The organism is Paenirhodobacter sp. YD-8, from assembly GCF_056590935.1.
Map to the genome: position 1 here is coordinate 2,109,328 of NZ_CM152649.1, position 20,894 is coordinate 2,130,221.

Below are 20,894 nucleotides of genomic sequence, written 5' to 3' on the forward strand. Positions count from 1 at the left end.
GCCTGCGGTCACGTGCCGGCGAGAAGCCCGGCATAGACACCGCCCCGTGCGGCCAGCGCCGCATGGGTGCCGGTCTCGACCACCCGCCCGTGCTGCATGACCACGATCAGATCGGCATCGCGGATGGTCGAGAGCCGGTGCGCGATGGTGATGGTGGTGCGCCCCTTCGACAGCCCCTCCAGCGCCTGCGACATCGCGCGCTCGGTCCGGGTGTCGAGTGCGCTTGTCGCCTCGTCGAGAAGCAGGATCGGCGGATCACGCAGGATGGTGCGGGCCAGCGCCAGCCGCTGTTTCTCACCGCCCGAAAACCGGAAACCGCCCTCGCCGACCAGAGTGTCATATCCCTTGGGCAGGGCAACGATATGATCGTGGATCTGCGCCACCTTCGCGGCCGCGATCATCTCGGCTCCGGTCGCCTCAGGCCGGGCAAAGCGCAGGTTCTCGGCGACCGATGCATGGAGCAGATAAGGTTCCTGCGACACCACCCCCAGCATCTGCGACAGCGTCGCAAGGCTCAGATCGCGCAGGTCCGCCCCGTCAAACCGGATCGCGCCCGCCTCGACATCGTAAAGCCGCGCCAAAAGGTAGCCGAGCGTCGTCTTGCCCGAGCCTGTCGGGCCGACAATCGCGACATGGCTGCCGGCGGGGATGGTCAGGCTGACATCATTCACCGCCGGGCCGCGCCCGTCGGCATAGGCAAAGCTGACATGATCGAGCTGCACCGCACCGCGCATCTCGGAGCGCGGGATCGTGACCGGGTCCGTGCGCTCGGTGATCTCGACCGGCTTGTCGAGATAGTCGAAGATGCGGGCAAAGAGGGCGCGGGTCTTGCGGGTGTCGCGGCCGATCTCAAGGAGCTGCTCGAACGGCCACAGCAGCTGTTCCTGAAGCGCGATCATCGCCACCAGCGTGCCGATGCTGGCCGCGGTCCCGCTGTGCATCAGCAAACCGCCCGCAAGCAGCGTCAGCGCGGGCAGCGTGGCCAGCGCGAAGCCGATCAGCGACCACTGCCATTCGCCCGCCGTATGCGACCGGACCTCCAGCTGCGCCAGATCGCGAGAGATGCGCGCAAAGCGCTGCGTCAGCCAGGGGCCACGCCCCATGGTGCGGGCCAGGATGATGCCAGGGGCCGACAGCGTTTCCTGCACCGCGGCGGACATGTCGGCGGCACGCGCCTGCTGCTGAAAGGTCAGCGCCTCGCGGCGCCTGGCAACCCGGGCGCTGATCAGCACGGTCATCGGCACGATCAGCAGAACGAACAGGGCCAGCCTCCAGTCCAGAAGAATGATCGCCACCGCTGTCATCGCGACCGCGCTGAGCGAGCGGCCGAGCTCGTTCGCAGTATCGGTCATCAGCGATTGCAGCCCGGCAATGTCGCCCGCGATCCGCGACTGCACCTCGCCGCTGCGGGTACCAGTGAAGAACCGCAGCGACAGCGTCTGCAGATGCGCGTAAAGCCGGACCCGCAGGTCATGCAGGATTGCCTGACCGATGCGGGCGCTCAGCACGATCTGCAGCGCGCCGATCCCGGCCGAGGCCAGCGCCGCCGCGATCATCCCCCCCGCCAGCCAGATCAGCAGCGAAAGATCCTGCTGCGGCAAGGCGATGTCGATGATCGCGCGCAGCAGGAACGGCCCGGCAAGCCCGATGGCCGACGCAAGGATCATCAGGCCCCCCACCGCCGCGATCCGCGCCCGGTAAGGGGCGAACAGCCGCAAGACGCGCCGCATCGACACATGCCGCGCGGCCAGGGCGTCATACTCCTCGAAATCGTCAGTCATCGGTTTCTCCAGCGGGTGAGGCGCGTTTGGGCAGCCGGATTTCCACGGTCAGCCCCGGGGAGGCCTGGGGCAGGATCCGCGCCTCGCCGCCATGGGCGCGGGCGATGGCGCGCACGATGGACAGGCCGAGACCCGAGCCGCCAAGGCTGCGCCCGCGCGAGGCCTCGGCCCGCCAGAACCGGTCGAAGGCACGTGCCTGATCTTCCGCGCAGAGGCCCGGTCCGGTATCGCAACAGCGAAAGATCACTTCGTCGCCTTCGGCCCGGGTCTCGACATGGACCTGGCTTTGCGGCGCATAGCAACGGCAGTTTTCCAGCACCGCGACACAGGCCTGACGCAGCCGCGCCCGGTCGGCCACGATCCGGGCCGGAGCGAGCGCGCGGGTCAGCGTGATGCCCGCCGCGGTCAGCTCCGCCTCGAGCCCGTTCAGCGCGGCGCCGACCTCCTCGGCCAGATCGAAGCTGCCATAGCTCAGCTCCAGCTGGCCTGCGTTGCTGAGCGCGAGCGTGCGCAGCTCCTCGACAATGGCCGAGAGCTGATCGACATGCGCGATCAGCCGCGCATAAAGCTGTGGCGTCGGATCGAAGACGCCGTCCGACAACCCCTGCAAGCGGCCGCGCAGGATGGTCAGCGGAGTGCGCAACTCATGCGCGATGGCCGAGTTGGAATAGGCAAGCTCGGCCTCGGCGCGTTCCAGACGCTCGGCCATCCCGTTGAAATCCGCAAGCAGATCTGCGGCTTCGCGGAAGCTGCCCGCCGGCAGGGCGGCGCGGGCGGAAAAATCGCCGGTCGCGATCCGCCGTGCGGCCCCGGCAACCGATTTCAGCGGCTCGACGATGCGCCGCGCCAGCCGCCAACCGATCCCCGAGGCCGTCAACAGGCCGAAGGCGAGCACCGTCAGCACCATGACGGTGTCGGCCGTGCGCCAGCCGGCATATCCCTCGGGCTCGGGATAGAGCCATTCGTAGATGAAGAGGAAATAGGCCATCAGCCCCAGATAGACGATCAGCGCCGCAATCAGCGTCAGCGCGATCATCGTGCGGGAAATACGTGCGTTCAGGTTAGCGGGCATCGGGCGCATACAGTCGGTAGCCGATCCCGCGCACACCTTCGAGCATGTGGTCTGAGCCCGCAGCAGCCAGCTTGCGGCGCAGATTGCTCATGTGGCTGTCAACGGTGCGATCCAGCGCAGAGCCCTCGGGCAGACAGGCGTCCACCAGATCGCCCCGGCTGAAGGCCCGCCCCGGAAAGCGCGCCATATGGGCGAGGATGCGGTATTCCGTGGGTGTCAGATCCAGCACGACCGGCCCGGCTTCGCCGGCGAGCACGGCGCGATAGGCCTCAGGATCGACCGTCAGGGGGCCCACGCGCAACAGGTGATCGGGGCCATGCCCCCTCGTGCGGCGCAGCACGGCGCGGGCGCGGGCCACCACCTCCAGCGGGTTGAAGGGCTTGACGACATAGTCATCGGCGCCGATCCGCAGGGCCTGCAGCTTGTCCAGATCCTCTGCCAGCGCGGTGACCATGATCACCGGCGTCTCGCCGCGGCGGCGGATCGCGGCCAGCACTTCATAGCCGTCCTGCCCGGGCAGCTTGATGTCCAGCACCACCAGATCCGGGCGCAGGCGCAGATGATGCGCCAGCCCCGTCGTGCCGTCGCGGGCACAGATCACGCGGAACCCCTCGCGCGCGAAATAGGTTTCGAGGATCTCGGCGATCTCGGGCTCGTCTTCGATGATCAGGATCAGGGCATCACTCATGGCGCGGCCTTTCGGAGTCTGTCGGGCACCGCCCCACGATTCAGGCGGCTGACAGTGACATAAAGCACCGGCACGAAGAAAACGGCCAGCACCGTGGCCGAGACCATCCCCCCGAAGACGCCGGTGCCGATCGCATTCTGAATTTCGCAGGCGGCGCCCTGCGCCAACATCAGCGGCACGACACCCAGGGCAAAGGCAAGCGAAGTCATCAGGATCGGGCGCAGGCGCAGGCGCGCAGCCTGCATGATCGCGCGATGCAGCCCCAAACCCCGCTCGCGCAAATGGCGGGCATATTCCACCATCAGGATCGCGTTCTTGGCCGATAGCCCAATGATGGTGACAAGGCCGACCTTGAAGAACACGTCATTGTCCGCACCGCGCAGCAGCACCGCGCTTACCGCCCCCAGAACCCCCAAGGGCACCACCAGCATCACCGCGAAGGGCACCGACCAGCTTTCGTAAAGCGCCGCCAGCACGAGGAACACGACCAGCATCGAGGCCGCGAGCAGCATCGGCGCCTGATTGGCCGACTGCTGTTCCTGCAGCGATTGCCCGGTCCATTCCACGGCAAAGCCCTGCGGCAGCTGTTTTGCGAGCCGCTCCATCTCGGCCATGGCCGCCCCGCTCGACACACCGCTTGCCGCCTCGCCCGAAATGCGCGCCGCCGGATAGCCGTTGTAGCGGTCCAGTTGCAGCGGCGTGCTTTCCCAGACCGGGGTCACCACCTCGGACAGGGGCACCATGCCGCCGTCCAGATTGCGCAGTTCCAGCCGCAGCACGTCTTCGACATGCATCCGCGCGGCGGCGTCCGCCTGCACGATCACCTGTTGCATACGCCCCTGATTGGGGAAGTCGTTCACATAGGTCGATCCGATGGCGGTCCCTATCGTCTCGCTGATCATGTCGAACCGAAGCCCGAGAGCCTGGGCCTTTTCCCGGTCGATGTTGAGCGCGATGCTCATGCCGTCGGGCAGGCCCTCGCTCATCACACCGGACAGCAGCGGGCTCGCCGCCGCCAGGGCGAGCAGCTGGTCTTCTGCCGCTTTCAGGGCGGCGGGGCCAGCATTGGCGCGATCCTCCAGCCGCAGCGAAAAACCCGAGGTGGTGCCCAACGCTTCGATCGCCGGGGGGTTCATGATCGTCGCGATGCCTTCGGGGATATCGGCCATTGCGGCTTCGGCGGCGGCGATTTCCTCATCCACGCTGGTCTTGCGCGCGCCCCAGTCCTTCATGCTGGTGAAGGCCTGCGCCGCATTCGGGCCCGAGCCCGAGAAGCCGAAGCCGAGGATCACGGTGTTCTCGGTGATGTCGGGGCGGGTCGCGGTATGGGCCTCGTAGGCGGCGATCACGGCGCGGGTGCGCTCTGCGGTGGCGCCGGCGGGCAGTTCGAACATGGCCATGAAACTGCCCTGATCCTCTTCGGGAACGAAAGAGGTCGGAATGCGCATGTAGCCAAATGCCATGCCACCGATCAGCGCGACATAGAGCACCAGCATCCGCCCGCCGTGCCGCAGGGTCAGGCCGACCCAGCCGGTATAGCGTCGGGTCAGCGCGTCAAAGCGGCGGTTGAACCAGCGGAAGAAGCCGCGAGCCTCGCCATGCCCGCCGGTCGGTTTCAGCAGCGTCGCGCAAAGCGCCGGCGTCAGCGTCAGGGCGAGGAAGGCAGAGAACAGGATCGACACCGCCATCGACAGCGTGAACTGGCGATAGATCGCGCCGACCGATCCGCCGGCCAGCCCCATCGGAATGAAGACGGCGGCCAGAACCAGCGTGATGCCGACGATGGCGCCCGAGATCTCGCGCATCGCCTGCTGCGTCGCAGCCCGGGGCGAAAGGCCCTGCCGCGCCATGATACGTTCGACATTCTCGACCACGACGATGGCGTCATCGACGATGATGCCGATCGCCAGCACCATACCGAACATCGTCAGCACATTGATCGAATAGCCCGCGAGCCACATCACCGCGAAGGTGCCCAAGAGCGCGATCGGCGCAACGATGATCGGGATCAGCGTGTAGCGCAGCTTTTGCAAGAACAGCAGGATCACCAGAAAGACCAGAACCATCGCCTCGATCAGCGTCTGGATCACCTTGTTGATCGACACCTTCACGAAGGGCGCAGTGTTGTAGGAGATCGAGACCTCGATATCCTCCGGCATGGCAAGGCGCAGTTCCGCCAGCCGGGCCTCGATCGCGGCGGAGGTGCGAACGGCATTGGCGCCGGGCGACATCTGGATCGCGGCGGCCGCCGCCCCCTTGCCGTTGCTGCTGACGCTGAAGGCCATGGTCTGCGCGCCAAGCTCCAGCCGCGCGACATCGCCCAGCACAAGGCGCGCGCCGTCGGTATTGGCGCGCAGGGGGATCGCGGCAAAGGCTTCGGGCGAGGTCAGCTGCCCGCGGATGGTCAGCGGCGTCGAGATGCGGGTGCCCGGAACCGTCGGCTCGTCGCCCACCCGGCCGGGTGCAGCCGCCGCGTTTTCGCGCGCGACGGCCTCGGTCACGTCGCTCATCGTCAGACCATAGGCAGACAGCTTCGCCGGATCGACCGAGATCCGCATCGCCCGTTCCGAGCCGAATTGCTGCACGCGCCCGACCCCGGGAACCCGCTTGAGCTCCTCAGCCAGGTTGCGGGTCAGATACTCGCCAAGGCTCAACTCATCGGTCGCACCTGCGCGCGACTTGAGCGTGATGACCATCAGAAAGCCCGTCTCCGCCGCCTCGACCCCGATGCCAGCACGGCGCACGGAGTCGGGCAGCAGCGCCTCGACGGTCTTCAGGCGGTTTTGCACCTCCACCTGGGCCATCTCGGCGTTTGTTCCGGGTTTGAAGGTGACGGTGATAGTCGCGCCGCCTGTCGAATCCACGCTCGACTCGTAATACAGCACGTTCTTGACGCTGGAGAGTTCCTTCTCGATCGGGCGGATCACGCTGTCGCTGACGGTTTGTGCGTCGGCCCCGGCATAGCTGGTGAAAATGCTCACGCTGGGCGGCGCGAGATCGGGGAACCGAGCGACCGGCAGCTGTGGGATTGCGACGATCCCGGCAAGCGCAATGAAAATGGCGATCACCCAGGCAAAGACCGGGCGCAGGATGAAGAATTGCGGCATTGCACCTGTCTCTCAGAGGTGGGGATTTGACGAGGGGACATCTGCGGCACGGGGGGTGACCGCTGTCACGCTCCCCGCGGGCACCCGGTCCTGCCCACGGATCGCCACAGTCTCGCCGGGCATCAGGCCCGAGGCGATGACGACACGGTTGCCGACGCGTGCGCCCAGCTGCACGTCGCGGCGCATCGCCATGCCCTCTGGCGAGACGATGACAAGCTGTGCCCCACCGCTCGCGGTCCGCAACACCGCTTCCTCGGGCACCAGCAGCGCATCGGGAAGCACGCCGTACGGCAGTCTTGCGCGCACGAACATTCCGGGCAGCAGGGCAAGGTCGGGGTTTGCGGCCTCGATGCGGACGCTGACATATCCCGTCCCCGGATCGACAATCACGTCCGAGGATTTGAGCTTGCCCGTCAGCGGCTTTGCCCCGTTGCGGTCAGGCAAGATCCGCACCGGCCCCACCCCGTCTTCGGCGGCGAACAGGATGGCATCCAGATCCTCGGCTGGCAGGCGCAGGTCCACAAAGATCTTCTCAAGATCCTGCAGCACTGCCAGCGGATTCTCGCTGCCCGGTGAGGCAAGCGCGCCAACATCGGCCAGCCCGGCCGCGACGTAGCCATTGATCGGGGCGCGCAGGGTGGCGAAATCGAGATCCAGCCGCTTGCGCTCCACCACGGCGCGCGCCTCCGCGACACCCGCACGGGCAAGCAGGAGATCGTTGTTCGCCGTGTCGCTCTTTTCCCGGCTGATCGCATTCATGGCAAGCAATCCTTCCGCGCGTGCGGCGGTGCGCTGCGCATGGGCCTCGACGGCTTCGGCGCGCGCAAGCGCCGCTTCTGCCATGACAAGATCAGCCTTCAGCGGAGCCGGATCGATACGGAACAAAACCTCGCCGACCGGGATTCGGGTTCCTTCATCCACATGCCGCTCCAGGATCAGGCCACCGACCTGCGGACGGATCTCGACCCGCCGAAAGGCGGCAACTCGGCCCGAGCGCTCGGTCTCGAGGATGATCCGCTCGGGCTGAACCGTCGCGACGCTCAGCAGAACGGCCATCTCCTCCCCGATTGCATCCGCCGGAGCCGCATCGGGGTGAGTGGCCAACTTGGCCAGGGCAAGCGTTCCTGCCATCAGGCCAAGGAATGCGAGGATCAGGATATTGCGGCGTGCCATATTGCATCCCATCGGTTTCATACCGCCGACAAATGGCACCGCACGATGGACATCCCGCCGATGTTTCATGGAGGCATTGTGGAGACCGGATCGGGGCGACGATCGCACCACACGCCCGGCTCGTCGTGAGACGACCGGGCGCGGCCTATCCTCCGCGGCGCCCCGCCAGAGGTGCCGGGCGCGAGCGCCCCGAGGTCACATGTAGTGCGACCGCCCGTCGAGGTCCGCGAAAGTTGGAGAGGAGCGGTGACAGCATGAAACATCGATATAATGCTCCGAAGTTGCGCTGAGCGCTGATGCTGCACCACGCTAGAGAGGCCGCTTCGAGAGAAGCGGAGATTCGACATTCCGGCCTGTTGAAGGGCCGAAATGGACCGAAAGGTCGTTTCCTCGTCGCAAAACGGCCCTGCAGGACGATAGTCGCCCGCCTTTTCCGAAACGCGCTCCGATGGCGCCCGGCGCCTCTCGCCGCCGGGGCTTCGTATCCGGCTCAGAACGGGACGTCATCGTCATCGATGCACTTGCCCTCGTCGTTCTCGGTCTGCTTGGCGCGGCTCAGGAAATCGACCGTCTCGGCGATGATCTCGCAGCCGTCGCGGTCAACGCCCGCAGCATCGGTCCACTTCGTGTCGTGGATGCGGCCGCGGACCAGAACCTTCATGCCCTTCTCGCAATGCTCCTGGACCGTCTTGCCGAGGCCGTTGGAGCAGGTGATCCGGTAGCCGTTTTCATCACGGATGACGCGGCCTTCGGCATAGCGCGGGCGCGAGGTGACTAGGCTGAAGTGGGTGATGCCGGTGCCGCCCTGGGTGGTGCGGCTCTCGGGGGCCTGACCGATGTTGCCAGCGCGGATGACGATGTTCTGCATGGGTTTTCTCCGTTGCTTCCTCGTAGGGACCTTCCCTCCGACGAGACCCGGCCAAGGCCGTCGGGAGACACCCGCAACTGCCGCCTTGGCGGCAGCCCGCCCGCCCCCAAGGCCCCAGGTGGAGCGGGCAGCCGCGCCCGGCGCGGCAACACGGCTGGGAGCCGCGGGGGTTGCTGGTGGAAGCTGACCTGCCACGGGTCTTTCATCCAGCCGCGACCGGAGCCCGGTTGGTATTTACGCCGATCGACGCGGGTTGAGCAATCGCCCGACGCGCGGAGCTTTCATCTCGCGCAGCGGGGCGGGCGATTGCGGTGGTCAGGGCCCGCGCGTAGTCAGCCGGGGCTTGGTAATCCAATGCCGAATGGGGACGCTCGGTGTTGTAGTCTGCGGCCCAAGCCGCGATCACGACGCGCGCATGTGCCAGGTTGCGAAACATTGTCTCGTTGAGCAGCTCGTCGCGCATCCGCCCGTTGAAGCTTTCGACGAAACCGTTCTGCATGGGTTTGCCCGGCGCGATGTAGTGCCACTCGATCCGGTGCTCGGAACACCACCGCAGGATGGCGTTACTGGTCAGCTCCGTCCCATTATCGCTGACAATCATGCCGGGTTTGCCGCGACGCTCGATCAGAGCGGTCAATTCCCGCGCCACACGGCGCCCCGAGATCGAGGTGTCCGGGATCGCCGCGAGGCATTCCCGGGTGACGTCGTCGACCACGTTGAGCACCCGAAAGCGCTGGCCGCCCGCGAACTGGTCATGGACGAAATCCAGCGACCAGCGCGCATTGGGCCGCGCCTCGACCAGGATCGGGGCTCGCGCCCCGATAGCCTTGCGCCGGGCCTTTCGCTTGCGCACCGTCAGTGTTGTCGGGAAAACAGTCCCCCGGACTGTTTTCTGATCCTCCTCCATCCTCGCGGTAGAGCCGATAGATCCGGTTGATCCCGGAAGGCTCGCCCTCGCGCCGTAGCAGCACGAAGAGGCGCCGATAGCCGAACCGCCGACGCTCGTTGGCCAGCTCCCGCAACCGCCCGCGCAGCACCGTGTCCGGCGCGCGCTGCGCCTGGTAGCGGACCATCTTGCGATCCGCCCCGGCAATCCGGCACGCCCGCCGTTCCGAGAGCCCGAGAAGAGCCTTCAGGTGCGCGACCGCCTCGCGCTTCACAGCGGGCGTCACCACTTTTTTGAAACCAGTTCCTTCATCGCCGCCAAGTCCAGCATCTGCTCGGCCAGCAGCTTCTTCAGCTTGGCGTTCTCATCCTCAAGCATCTTTAGCCGCTTCGCCTCCGACACCGTCATGCCACCGAACTTGGCCTTCCAGTTGTAGAAGGTGCCTTCCGACATGCCGTGCTTGCGGCACAGATCCGCGCACTTTGCGCCTGCCTCGTGCTCAGCCAGGATGCCGATGATCTGTTCGTCCGTGAACCTCGTTCGCGTCATTGTCCGTCCTCAGGTTGGGCCGGACTCTAATCGACGGTGGAGGAAAAATCCCGTGGCAGGTCAGATGGTCTCATCGACGACGTCATCCGAAGACAGATAGTCGTATTCGCGCTCGAGCTGGCGGTAGAGCCAGCGAGCGAGATCGCGCAGAGCCTCGATCATGGTGTCCTCCGCATCGGCGGTCATGTCTGGCAGCTCGGGCTGTCACGCCCGACTGAGATCGCCATGCAATATTCGTGATGATAGTGGCCACGATGGCTGGCCTCGGCGCGAAGCTGATAGAAATTGCGGCGCTGGGTCGCCAGAAGAACATCAGCGATGCGATGCAGTTCGGTATCCTGCGGCGCGTATTCCCTGATCCCGCGCGGCGCGCCCTTGCGGTAGGCATAGAAGGTTTCGAAGCAGGCACCATCGCCCTGACTTCAGAACCCCCGGAACCAGATGCAGGGTTCCTGCCGTGTGCCGCCGCCCATCAACCGGACGGTTCGGGTCTTGAGGTTCAGCCCGAGGATTTCGGCGACGCGCTGGAAATCCTCATAGACGGTATTGTCCCAGTCATCGTCGAAGCCACCCTCGCGATACCAGGCGCGGGCCTTGTCCCTGGCTGCATCAGAAAGCTCCTCGAGGCGATAGACGGTGATCTCGATGACCTCACTCATAGGGATTGCCTCCCTCCAGAACGGTGGAAAGCCAGCCATCGGTATTGATCCAGTCCACCGTCTCGTCGGTAGCGAGATCGAGGACCTGCGCCCCGCCGCCGAACCCGTCGATCCTCGGGCGTGAGCAGCTATTGGCGTTCTGCATCCCCCATAGGCCGGTCAGGCGGAACTCCTTGGCGCAACGAAGCACGAAATTTATGATATGCTCGGGATCACCACTGCCATCATCATGCATCCAGAGTTCCGACCATTGTGCTCCGGCTGGATGGAAAGCTGAAGGCCATTCTCGGGCGGGTCTTCCCCGGCACTATGATCCGACAGCGCGGAGTAGAGGTGGAGCGCACCGCAGGCAGGAGAAGTGGGTGAAAGAGTCGGCCATGTCAGCCTCCTGAAACAAGAAAGCCCGGCGCAGGTCCAGGCGAGATGACGTGGAATGGGTGAGGTTCATGCCGCCTGCGGCAGGCAGAGGAGATGGGCCGAGGTTTCGCGCCAGAAGGAATCGAGCAGACGGGCCTTCCAGCACAGCGGCGCGGCAACGCAAGGCAAGGGCCTCGGCATGAGCGCGAGTCCTGAAGGCCATGCCGCGCAAACGGCATGCCTCGGTCACGACCCGCACCAAATGATAAATTTGGTACTTGGTACAGATTCAGATTGCCTTGCTAATTGAATGCACAGTGCAAATTGAAAACAAACCGTCCAGTCCATCATCGGCGCAACGGACAGTCTATCGGCTTGATGTTTCGTCATGTTTTCCAGTGTCATCAACTCGTTGCGCGGCGGCTTGTGCATCTCGTGTTTCGGCCCGACACCCGCCTTTCGCCCGTTTCGACCGCGCACGGCACAGATGGAGCGCCGAAAATGGCGACGCCATCAAAGCGTCCTTCGGGCTTCCGGCGGGGCCGGCTCAGGCGCCATGGCCACCACATCAGTCACTCCGTCCTGCGTCGCGGAGCTGTGACCACGGACCCGTGCGGGCAAGATCGATCGGGGCAACCCTAAACACGCTGGCGTTGCCACGGCCAAGACATTCGGCGCGCGCCGATCGTCCCGTCCGGCGTTCACCGTGTCTGCGGAAGAATCGGTGAGAAAGCCGCTGTCCATGTCCTGCGGGCTCAGCTGGGGCCCAGCGTCAGCAGCACGCGGCGGAACTCCGGATCGCTCAGAACCACCTCTCCCGCGCCGAGCGCCTGCGCATGACTGAGCGCGCGGGTGGTGAGGGTTTGCGCGGTTTCGATGGCATCGGGAAGCGCCAGGCCCCGCCCGATCCCCGCGACCACCAGCCCGGCGAAAAGATCGCCGGTGCCCGAAAGCGCGATGGGCAGGCGCCGGATCGGATGGCGGCTGATGTCGTCGGGGCCGAGCCGAACGGTTTCGAGCTGGCCGTCGGGGGTATCGTCAAGCACGCAACCGGTGGCGATCAGATGCGCCGCGGGGGCGATGCGCAGCGCCTCGCGCGCTGCCTGAAGATCGGTCAGCGCATGGATCTCCCGCCCGATCAGCCAGGCGAGCTCGAACGGGTTCGGCGTGGCGAGATCGGCCATCGGCAAGAGCCGGTCGCGCATCACGTCGGCGATGGCCTCGGGGACATAGAGACCCGGCCCCTCGTCGCCCATCACCGGGTCGCACAGATAGCGCAGGCGCGGGTTCGCGGCCTTCGCCTCGGCGACGAAATCCGCCACCATCTCGGCCACGTCGAGCGAGCCGATATAGCCCGTGACGATGTAATCCGCCCGTTCCGGCAGCCCGCGTTCGCGCGCCCCCTGCAGCAGGTCCGAGAAGAACTCGGGCGGCAGCGCACGGCCGCGCAGGGTCGGGTAATCGGGGGTGTTCGAGAACACCACGGTGGGGATCGCCGCCACCTCGAGCCCCGCCGCCTGCATCGGGAACAGCGCGGCGGAATTGCCGACATGGCCGAAGACCACCTGGCTCTGGATCGAGATCACGAAGGGGGGTGGGGTCATGCGGTGCCGTCCAGTCTTGCGCTCCAGTCCTCGACCCGGCGGCTCTCCAGCCGCCGGACCGCGTATTTGCGCCAGCCCTCGGCCAGAACCCCGAGCGCGGCGATGCCCTCGAGTTCGCCGAGGTTCATCCGGTCCACATAGAGCGCATGCCAGAGCCGGCGCAATGTCCAGTCGGGGGCCACCCGCTCGATCAGCTTCAGCCGGTCGCCCGGCGAGACGGTGCCGGGCTGCAGCACCCGGTAATACCAGCCGGTGCGCCCGGTCTGTTGCACCCGGCGCGCCATGTCGGGCACATCGAAGCGGCGGTTCAGCTTCCAGCAGGGCTGGCGCCCCTGCGACACCTGGATCAACGCCGTGCCCAGACGGAAGATGTCGCCCACGGCCACGGCCTCTTCGGTCAGCCCCGAGGTCGAGAGATTCTCGCCGAAGCCGCCGGGCGCGCCGAGCGGCGGCAGATCACCGAGCTCGGCCCGCCACCGGGCGTAATGCTCGAGCGGATAGTGGTGCACCGCCTTCTCGACCCCGCCATGCACCCGCCGGTCGGCCTGTTCGTCGCTCTCGAACCCCTCTGGGCCAAGCGTCAGCGGACGGTCCACCGGCGTCTTGCAGATCCCGCTCGGCGCCTCGCTGCCCGGCAGGGGCGCGACCTGGCCGGTCAGCAATGTGATCCGGGGATTGGGGACAGGGATCATCGGGGACCTCAGACGTTTTGCGCCACTTTGGCAAATCGCTGGCCCGTTCAAAAGTGCCCGCGTCGAAGAAACTGACTGGCCCACCCCCCCTGCACGGCAATCATCCGGCCGCCGCTGTGGCGCAGGGCGTCGACGACGCGGCGCCGCAAAGACCGCCGGTGGCGGAAGGCGGCCCTGGGGCGCAGGTGCCGGGGGGCTGCCTGGATCACCACCGGGGACCGGACGCGACATCCCGCCGAGCAGGCGTTCCAGCTGCGCCTCTGGCAGCAGCGGGAAATTCCGTTCGTGGATCAGTCGCGGCTTGCCGGAAAAGGACGGCACCTTCTTCAGATCGTCCAGCCTGGTGTCGAGCCGGGCCGGCGACAGAGATATCGGTGTCGAGAAGGAGAATGCGGTCGAGCCCGCGGATCTCGAGGCCAAGCGGATCAGCCCGGGGACGGTTCCGCAGATCCTCCGACACGCGGATCAGCCCGGGGATCTCCGGGTCAGTCCGGCGCTGGCCGGAGCGCCTGCAGGCCGGCGCTGTCGCGCGCAGCCGCCCATTCCGTGGCCACGACGCAGCCCGCGAGGGCCGCGAGCGCATCGGCCACGGCGTGCGGACAATTCACCCAGTTGCAGCCCCAATGCGTGATGGGCTCCAGGCCATCGGGCGAAAGCGGCACGGTGAACTGCTCGCCAGCGAGCGCTGTCGCGGCCGCGAGCGCGGCCCTGGTCACGATGAATGCGGTCATCTCGGTTCCTTTCTCCGGATTGCGGATGGGCGGTCGCGCCGCGTCACGGCGCCACGCCGGATCTGGCGGCGACCCAGGCCTCGGCGATGGCCCGTTTCGTCGCGTCGTCCGAGGCGAGCACCACCAGCGCATAGAGTCGGCATTTCACCCCGGCGGCCGCCGCATCCTGACCGAACAGTGCCGTCTTGGCGCCCGTGTTGGTCGGAACGAGCGTTCCGCCGGCGATCGCGATCAGCGGCATCTCGACGCCGTTGCGCGCGAATTTCTCTTCCTGATAGGCGGCATTCTGGGCGCGGTGCCAGGACAGCACCGCATCGGCGCCCGAGGCGATGTCGCCGAAGGCGCTGGCGCCGTTGCCATGGCGCCAGCTCATGCCATTCACCCCAATCCCGGGGTTCAGCATTCCGTAGGTTGCCTCATCCCCGATCGCCATCACGATCCCCGCGTTCATCGTCTCGAAGCGCAGCCCAGCGGTGACCGTCAGCGCCGGATTTGTCGCAAGACCGAAACGGTGCGTGCCGATCATGATGTCGTCGACACCGTCGCTCTCGATCCAGTGCAAGATCCCGTCGGTGCGGTAGACCGGCTTTTTCGCCGCCGTCGCCTGAAGGAAGCGATGGCCATTCCCGCTCCTGTCGAGAATGGCACCGACCGGGTTTCCGTCTGCCGTGACCGGAATCGTCATCGCCGCATCCTGAAACAGGGTCGAACGGTCGGAGGGGTCATACCAGGCGGCAGCCCCGGCCGCGGCGGGTGACGCCGCCCGGCGCTGGTTTACGGCGAGGGCGGTGAGGGAGAAACTGTTGCCGAGCATGCCGGTTTTCCTTCTGATGATGGGATATCGCGCCGAGAGGTTTTTCCGGCGCAAGAAAGCGGTCGCGACCGCCCTGCCCCACGTCTCCAAACCAAGGGGCCCGATCTGCCGGACGAAGACTGGCAAGAACTCGTTAATACCGGTTTTTTCCTGCGTGCGCGGGGGTCGGCGCATTCTGTCCTTTCGTCTTGCAGTTGCAGCATGCTAGCCTTCTGAGCGACAGATCCGGGACGAACCAGTGAAAGGGACTTTCCGTGAATTTCAGCAAGGCATTGGGTTCTTTATTCAAGCATGTGATCTTTTTCCTGACCATCATCGGGTTTTATCTGCAGTTCTCTCTCGGTTTTCCTTATTCGGTTTTCATTCTGGCGGGGATTTTGCTCGCCTTGCCGGCACTGGTCGCGCGGCCCCTTCTCTTTGTTCCCGCGGCACTGATGTCTTTTGTCGGGCTCGTGTCCGTTTTGGGCACTCTTCTGGGCGGCATTTTCGACAGCGGTCAGATCATGTCGCTCGGGCTTCTGGTGCTCAGCCTCGTCTCGGCGACAGGGCTTGCGGCGGCCGCCCGTCGCTTCGGGCCGCAGAAGGTCTCGATCTGGTTCTGGCGCCTGTCCCTGCTTCTCATCATCGGCGCGGCGCTCGAGGTTCTCGGCCCCCTGCGGCCCCTCAGCGACGCGGTGAGGGCATCCATCTACCCGACGGGCCTCCTATACGAAGGCGAAGCGCGGGACCTGAGCAGTGCCGGCTTCATCCGGCCGATGCTGTTCACCTCGGAACCCTCGCACCTCGGCAAGATGCTGGCGGTGTTTCTGATCGTCTCGGCCGCGAATACGAACCGACGCGTCAAGCACATGCTTGCAGGCGCCGTCGGTTTTGCCGTCGTCGCCAGCCCCGTCATCCTGCTTGCGATTGTGGTGCCTGCGCTGCTGATCTTGCGCGATCGCGGGATCCGCCGGGTGTTCGGCTCGCCACCGATGCTCTTGCTGCTGGCGCTGATGTCGGCGGGAACCGTCTATTTCCTGTTCGAAGCGGCCCGCACGCGGCTTGGGCTCTTCGGCGGCGCGCTGGACCCAAGCGCCTATCTGCGCATCGTTCGGCCGATATACATGCTGCGCGAGGCGACCCTGCACCGGCCGCTCTTCGGTTATGGCCTCGGGGCGGATGACAGTCTCGAGCAGGTCACCCGCGCCGCAACCGCCGCGGGCCCCTATGTGGGCTTCGTCAGCCAGAACCTCGCCAAGGTCGGCTCCCAGTACGGGTTTTCCCAGATCGGGATCCTGCTCAGCTTCGGCTGGCTGGGCGGCCTTGGCTGGCTTGCGGCGACCGCCTCCCTGCCCCGGACATTCGGCGGAGACAGGCTGGCCTTCTGGGCGTTCTGGATCGGCTACGGCTTCTTTCAGGGCGCCATCAATACGCCCCTTCACCTCGCCCCCCTGTTCCTGCTGGCCACCGCGCGCCCCTTCGAAACCTGCGCCCGCGCCCCGACACACCGGTCCAGGCCCCTGACCGGCGCCATGCCTCAGCCCTTGCCGCGTCTCGGGTCAGCCACATGACTGCACGCTCCCAATACCGCTCGGACATCGACGGTCTGCGCGCGATCGCCGTGCTCTCCGTCACCCTGTTCCATCTCTCCCGGCCGCTCGTGCCGAACGGCTATCTCGGCGTCGACGTGTTCTTCGTCATTTCCGGTTACCTGCTCACCGGGATCATCTGGGCCGAGATGCACGACGGCGCGTTCTCGATCCTCACCTTCTACAAGCGCCGGATCCGTCGGATCCTGCCTGCCCTGATGGTGTTCCTGCTGATCGTCAGCGCCGCCTCGAGCGTGATCCTGCTGCCGACGGATCTCATCGGCTATGCCAGGAGTCTGCTCGCCAGCCTTGTCTTCGTGCCGAACATCTACTTCTGGCGCGACACCGATTATTTCGCCCGTGCCGCCGAGGACAAGCCGCTGCTCAACCTCTGGTCGCTCGGGGTCGAGGAGCAGTTCTACATCGTCGTCCCGCTTCTTCTTCTGCTGCTGCTGCGGTTCATGCCGCGACAGGCCACGCGGATGATCTGGCTTCTCGTCCTGCTCTCGTTCTGTTCGAACTGGTTCCTCAACGGAGCCGGCGGGGCGAGTCCGGCCTTCTATCTGCTGCCCACCCGTGCCTGGGAACTCGGTCTGGGCTCGGCCTTCGCGATGACCCGTCACCGCCCCGGATCGCCGCTCTGGGCCTGGGCCGGGCTGGCAATGATCCTCGTCGCGCTGGTGGTCCCCATGCCGCGTCTCGGAGGCCTTCCCGCCGGCACTCTTGCGGTGCTCGGAACCGGTCTCGTGCTGTGGAAAGGGATGTCCGCGACCGACCTTACGGGCCGACTTCTGGCCTCTGGCCCCTTCGCCTTCTTCGGCAAGATTTCCTATTCCCTCTACCTCTGGCACTGGCCGCTGATCGTCCTGGCCAGCTACCGGCTGGTGCGCCCGCCGTCGCCGCTGGAACTCGCGGCCATCGGTCTCGCCTCGGTCGTCGCCGGCTGGCTCAGCTGGCGCTACGTCGAAACCCCGTTCCGGCGTCGCACGACCCCGTTTCCGATCGTGGGCTGGTCCGTCCTCTCCGGCGCCCTTGCGGTGACGGTGGTCGGGCTCGGCCTTCTGCAAAGCGGCGGATTGTCCGGACGCCTGAGCGCGGAGGCCGCGCGCATCAATGCCGCCGTCGGAACCCATTACCGCTGCGAGGTGACGCGACTGTTTTCCTTCGGAGCCTCCCGCGCCTGCGACCTGACGCTCGACGCCCGCGGGATCGACGGCGCCGAAATCGTGCTGCTCGGCAATTCCCACGCCCAGATGTATGCGCCGCTGGTCCGGGACTGGGCCGAGGCGCATGGCGTTTCCGCCGTCCTGGTGCCGCTCAATGGCTGCCTGCCCACCACCACGCTCAACATCGGCCCCGGCTGCCTGCAGATGGCACGCAAAAACCTCGATGCGGTCAGACGCCTGCCCGCCGTCAGGCTGTTCATCGTGGCGCAGAGCTGGCCCACGGAAACGCTTTACGACGCCGAGGGCACGCCGGTGGCCGCGCCGGACGAGCCCGCCCAGGCCGATGCCACGGTGAGCCTCGCCCGGGAGCTCGCGGGCAACGGCGCCAAGGTCCTGCTGGTCGGCCCGCTTGCCGTTCCCGGTGCCGACATCGCCTCGATCGCCAGTCGCGAAGCCGCCTATGGCCTGCCGCAAACCGCGCCGTGGCAGCAGGACCGCGCCGTCTGGGAGGATCGCTTCGCGCTGGCCGTGCAGCGCCTCGAAGCCTCGGGATTCGGCGTGATCCGGCCCGACACGGTGCAATGCGCCGGCCGGAGCTGCACCTTCATCGACGCGGCGGGCTCGATCTTCGCCGATGACAACCACGTCGCGCGCGCGGCCCTGCCCAGATTTGCGCCGCTGTTCGACGCGGCCCTCGACGCGGCGGCGCCCCCGAAATAGGTCCGGTGGTTCAGACGCCGTCGCCTGACCCGGTTTTCAAACGCTCCGCAAAAGCGATCAGGCTCCGGGCGCGATCACGCCAATCGAACTGATCTGCAGCCTTCATCAAAGCCCTGTCCGACATCCGTCGAAGACGGGTCTCGTCATCGATCACCTGCGCCACGACGTCAAATGCCTCGTCCGCCGAGCCGACCGCCAGATAGTCCTGCCCCGGCTCGAAATCGATCCCGGCCATCGCCGGGGCCAATGCGACGATGGGGAGACGCGAAAAGACATAGTCGAGGATCTTCAACTTGAAACCGCCCCCGAGATCCTCGAGAACCAGCGCCACCCGCGCGTCGGCCGTCACCTCCGACAAGGTGTCGAATTCCCCGGTGAATTCGACGGAACGATGAGAAAGACGCAACATTTCAAGCGCTTTCGCCCCGATCCGTCCGGCGATGCGAAGCCGCGGCGGCGCGGATTCGGCGCCAGAAAGATGCCGTTCGTAGGCCGCGAGGATCGACCGCAGATTGTGCAGCTTTGCATTCCATTCGAACGAGCCCACAACCACGGCAAGCGGTGCGGTCTGCGCGAATGGGACCGGCTCGGATGGCGTTCCACTATAGCCGGGTTGGACCAGAAGACAGGGAACATTCGGCGCAAGGCTGGCGTAACGCTCCGCATCTTCGCGGGTGATGGCCGTGACGCCATCGACCCGTCCCAGAAGGTCCATCTCCATCCGCCGGTATTTCCGGGCATCGCGTAACTGGAGCAGTCGCAATAGCGGGTTCTCGACCTTGCGCGCAATGGCGGGACGGATGTCGATATCGACGTTATGCGACACATAGATCACGGCCCCCGCCTTCCCCGTGAGCAAGGGTGCCGCCGGCGCGACGCAGCTTTCGCTGAGCACGATGGCATCGAACGCCTCGCTCTTGATCAGCCGCCGCAACTGCTGGCGCGCGACACGCGGCATGGCGCGCTCCGCGGCGCGCGGCAGGCCGCCAAGAAGACTGCGCAGATCCGCAAGGCGCCCCGGACGGGCGCGCGGTCCGGACCAGGTCACGCGCAGCAAGGCCTTCGGAACCTCCGGCACACCGCCCCCGCAGAAGACATGCAGCGCCGTCCCGTCTGTCTCCGACAAGGCCTCGATGAGCCCGGCGTTGAATTTCAGATCCCCGGCGTTCGGGGGATAGGGGTAGGTGCGCGTGACGAACAGGACTCGCATGCGTTCATGTCACTCCATTGAGAATGGCCCGGGCGAAGGTCTCGGGCCTGTGCTCGGCAAGAAAGGCCTGCGCCGTGGCCGGGGCAGCGACGGGGGCCGACAGGGCCCGGGCAAGCGCGCGCGCATCGGTCGCGTCGATCGCGATGCCGAGCCCGTGCGCCTCGGCCTGCCAGCCGATGAAGCCGGTGTTCTGGGTGATCAGCGGCTTGCCCGCCGCGGCCGACCAATAGGCCACACCCGACGAGCCGACATGGTTCTGATAGGGCGCGAGGACCACGTCGCAGCCGGCGATTTCGCACGCCAGTTCCTGATCCGGCACATAGCGGTCGACGAGGGTCAGCAGGCTCTCCGGAAAGGCGGCGCGGGTCTCGCTCAGCGCGGTCAGGAACGCCGCGCGATCCTCCGCGTCAAGCCGGCCGACAAAGCGGATTTCCAGGGCGGCGCGCGTCTCGGGGGCAAGATGCGCGACGGCCTCCAGCAGGCGAAAGATCCCCTTGCGCCGGGTGAGCGCCCCGAACAGCAGCGCGACCCGGCGGCTTCCCCGCCCGGGCGGCCCGGCCGCGGCCAGAAGCGACAGATCGGGCGCCGGATCGGGGGAGAAGCGGAGCAGGCCGAGACGCCGTGCGATCGGCTGTGCGCTGGCCCATTCGTCGAGGGTGAAAAGCGCGCGCAGCGCCGGACGCCGGGCCGCCGCATAGCTTGTCCAGCGGCGGACGGCGTCAAGTCGGCTGCGCGCCGTGGCCGGAAGGTTCCAGCCATTCGGCGGCCGGAAGATGATCCCGGACACCTGCCCGTTCACCGGGCGCCGGTCGAGAATGGCGCCGTAAAGCGCGTGGTCGAAGAAGGGCAGGAACAGCTGTCCCCCCTCGGCCGCGAGCAAGGCGCGCGCCTTGCTCCATTGCGCCCTTCCCCGCCGAAGCAACCCGCCGCCGGAAAGCTGCGCCAGCTCGTCCTGCGGCAGGATCTCGACACGGATGCCATGCGCCGCGGTCACCGGCGCCAGCCGCGCGGCAAGCTCGGCCCCCGCGACGAGCCGCAGGTGCTCCACCCGCGGATCCCGGGCCGCCGCCTGCAGGACGATCCCGGCCCAGAAGGCGCAATGCCCGGCGGTGAGGGGTTCAAAATAGGTCAGGCGGGTCACGTCTCACCTCCCGTTTCCACTGCATCTCAAGAGCGAACCTTCCTCGTTTCCAGAATGTCCGTGAACATCGGCGCCGGCATCCGCGCGCTGTCGCGAAAGGTCATTGCC

Annotated in this window: 15 protein-coding genes and 2 pseudogenes; 2 read left to right on the forward strand and 15 right to left on the reverse strand. The window is 66.5% G+C overall.

Going from position 1 to position 20,894, the window contains the following annotated elements; translation table 11 throughout:
* Positions 1-8: 8 nt before the first annotated feature.
* The 13 genes and pseudogenes from AC0QTQ_RS10230 to AC0QTQ_RS10290 all read right to left on the reverse strand — a co-directional run bounded on the left by AC0QTQ_RS10230 (position 9) and on the right by AC0QTQ_RS10290 (position 15,155).
* The gene (locus AC0QTQ_RS10230; RefSeq protein WP_480256478.1) at positions 9-1,781 is read right to left on the reverse strand and encodes an ABC transporter ATP-binding protein; all 1,773 of its coding nucleotides are present in this window, start codon (positions 1,779-1,781) and stop codon (positions 9-11) included.
* Entirely contained in the window at positions 1,774-2,853 is a 1,080-nt protein-coding gene (locus AC0QTQ_RS10235; RefSeq protein WP_480256479.1) for an ATP-binding protein, read from the reverse strand. Before AC0QTQ_RS10235 ends, AC0QTQ_RS10230 begins: the two co-directional genes overlap by 8 nt.
* Positions 2,843-3,541, reverse strand: a complete 699-nt coding sequence (locus AC0QTQ_RS10240; RefSeq protein ID WP_480256480.1) for a response regulator — start codon at positions 3,539-3,541, stop codon at positions 2,843-2,845. The genes AC0QTQ_RS10235 and AC0QTQ_RS10240 overlap by 11 nt, the downstream gene beginning before the upstream one ends.
* The gene (locus tag AC0QTQ_RS10245; RefSeq protein WP_480256481.1) at positions 3,538-6,648 is read right to left on the reverse strand and encodes a multidrug efflux RND transporter permease subunit; all 3,111 of its coding nucleotides are present in this window, start codon (positions 6,646-6,648) and stop codon (positions 3,538-3,540) included. The genes AC0QTQ_RS10240 and AC0QTQ_RS10245 overlap by 4 nt, the downstream gene beginning before the upstream one ends.
* Positions 6,649-6,660: 12 nt before the next feature.
* The gene (locus AC0QTQ_RS10250; RefSeq protein WP_480256482.1) at positions 6,661-7,890 is read right to left on the reverse strand and encodes an efflux RND transporter periplasmic adaptor subunit; all 1,230 of its coding nucleotides are present in this window, start codon (positions 7,888-7,890) and stop codon (positions 6,661-6,663) included.
* Positions 7,891-8,311: 421 nt separating this feature from the next.
* On the reverse strand, positions 8,312-8,689 hold the full coding sequence (locus AC0QTQ_RS10255) for a single-stranded DNA-binding protein (protein WP_480256483.1): 378 nt from the start codon (positions 8,687-8,689) through the stop codon (positions 8,312-8,314).
* Between the two features lie 202 nt (positions 8,690-8,891).
* Positions 8,892-10,124, reverse strand: a pseudogene (locus AC0QTQ_RS10260) (IS3 family transposase).
* A 60-nt stretch (positions 10,125-10,184) separates the two neighbouring features.
* Positions 10,185-10,783 (reverse strand): annotated as a pseudogene (locus tag AC0QTQ_RS10265) (antitoxin of toxin-antitoxin stability system).
* Positions 10,776-11,018: a hypothetical protein gene (locus AC0QTQ_RS10270; protein WP_480256484.1), complete on the reverse strand. Its 243-nt coding sequence runs from the start codon at positions 11,016-11,018 to the stop codon at positions 10,776-10,778. The pseudogene AC0QTQ_RS10265 and the gene AC0QTQ_RS10270 overlap by 8 nt, the downstream one beginning before the upstream one ends.
* 877 nt (positions 11,019-11,895) lie before the next feature.
* On the reverse strand, positions 11,896-12,744 hold the full coding sequence (pdxY, locus tag AC0QTQ_RS10275) for a pyridoxal kinase (protein WP_480256485.1): 849 nt from the start codon (positions 12,742-12,744) through the stop codon (positions 11,896-11,898).
* Positions 12,741-13,436 (reverse strand): MOSC domain-containing protein, encoded by a 696-nt coding sequence (locus tag AC0QTQ_RS10280; RefSeq protein WP_480256486.1) that lies wholly within the window; start codon positions 13,434-13,436, stop codon positions 12,741-12,743. The genes pdxY and AC0QTQ_RS10280 overlap by 4 nt, the downstream gene beginning before the upstream one ends.
* Before the next feature lie 485 nt (positions 13,437-13,921).
* The gene (locus tag AC0QTQ_RS10285) at positions 13,922-14,167 is read right to left on the reverse strand and encodes a hypothetical protein (protein WP_480256487.1); all 246 of its coding nucleotides are present in this window, start codon (positions 14,165-14,167) and stop codon (positions 13,922-13,924) included.
* Between the two features lie 43 nt (positions 14,168-14,210).
* Positions 14,211-15,155: a hypothetical protein gene (locus AC0QTQ_RS10290; protein ID WP_480256488.1), complete on the reverse strand. Its 945-nt coding sequence runs from the start codon at positions 15,153-15,155 to the stop codon at positions 14,211-14,213.
* A gap of 80 nt (positions 15,156-15,235) precedes the next feature.
* Here AC0QTQ_RS10290 and AC0QTQ_RS10295 point away from each other — a divergent pair, with 80 nt between their 5' ends.
* The gene (locus tag AC0QTQ_RS10295) at positions 15,236-16,531 is read left to right on the forward strand and encodes a hypothetical protein (RefSeq protein WP_480256489.1); all 1,296 of its coding nucleotides are present in this window, start codon (positions 15,236-15,238) and stop codon (positions 16,529-16,531) included.
* A complete protein-coding gene (locus AC0QTQ_RS10300; protein WP_480256490.1) occupies positions 16,528-18,435 on the forward strand; it encodes an acyltransferase family protein in 1,908 nt (635 codons plus the stop codon). The genes AC0QTQ_RS10295 and AC0QTQ_RS10300 overlap by 4 nt, the downstream gene beginning before the upstream one ends.
* 10 nt (positions 18,436-18,445) lie before the next feature.
* Here AC0QTQ_RS10300 and AC0QTQ_RS10305 read toward each other — a convergent pair whose 3' ends face one another.
* Together AC0QTQ_RS10305 and AC0QTQ_RS10310 are read right to left on the reverse strand one after the other, a co-directional pair.
* A complete protein-coding gene (locus AC0QTQ_RS10305) occupies positions 18,446-19,645 on the reverse strand; it encodes a glycosyltransferase (RefSeq protein ID WP_480256491.1) in 1,200 nt (399 codons plus the stop codon).
* 4 nt (positions 19,646-19,649) lie between these two features.
* Positions 19,650-20,786, reverse strand: a complete 1,137-nt coding sequence (locus tag AC0QTQ_RS10310; RefSeq protein WP_480256492.1) for a glycosyltransferase — start codon at positions 20,784-20,786, stop codon at positions 19,650-19,652.
* Between the last annotated feature and the right edge of the window lie 108 nt (positions 20,787-20,894).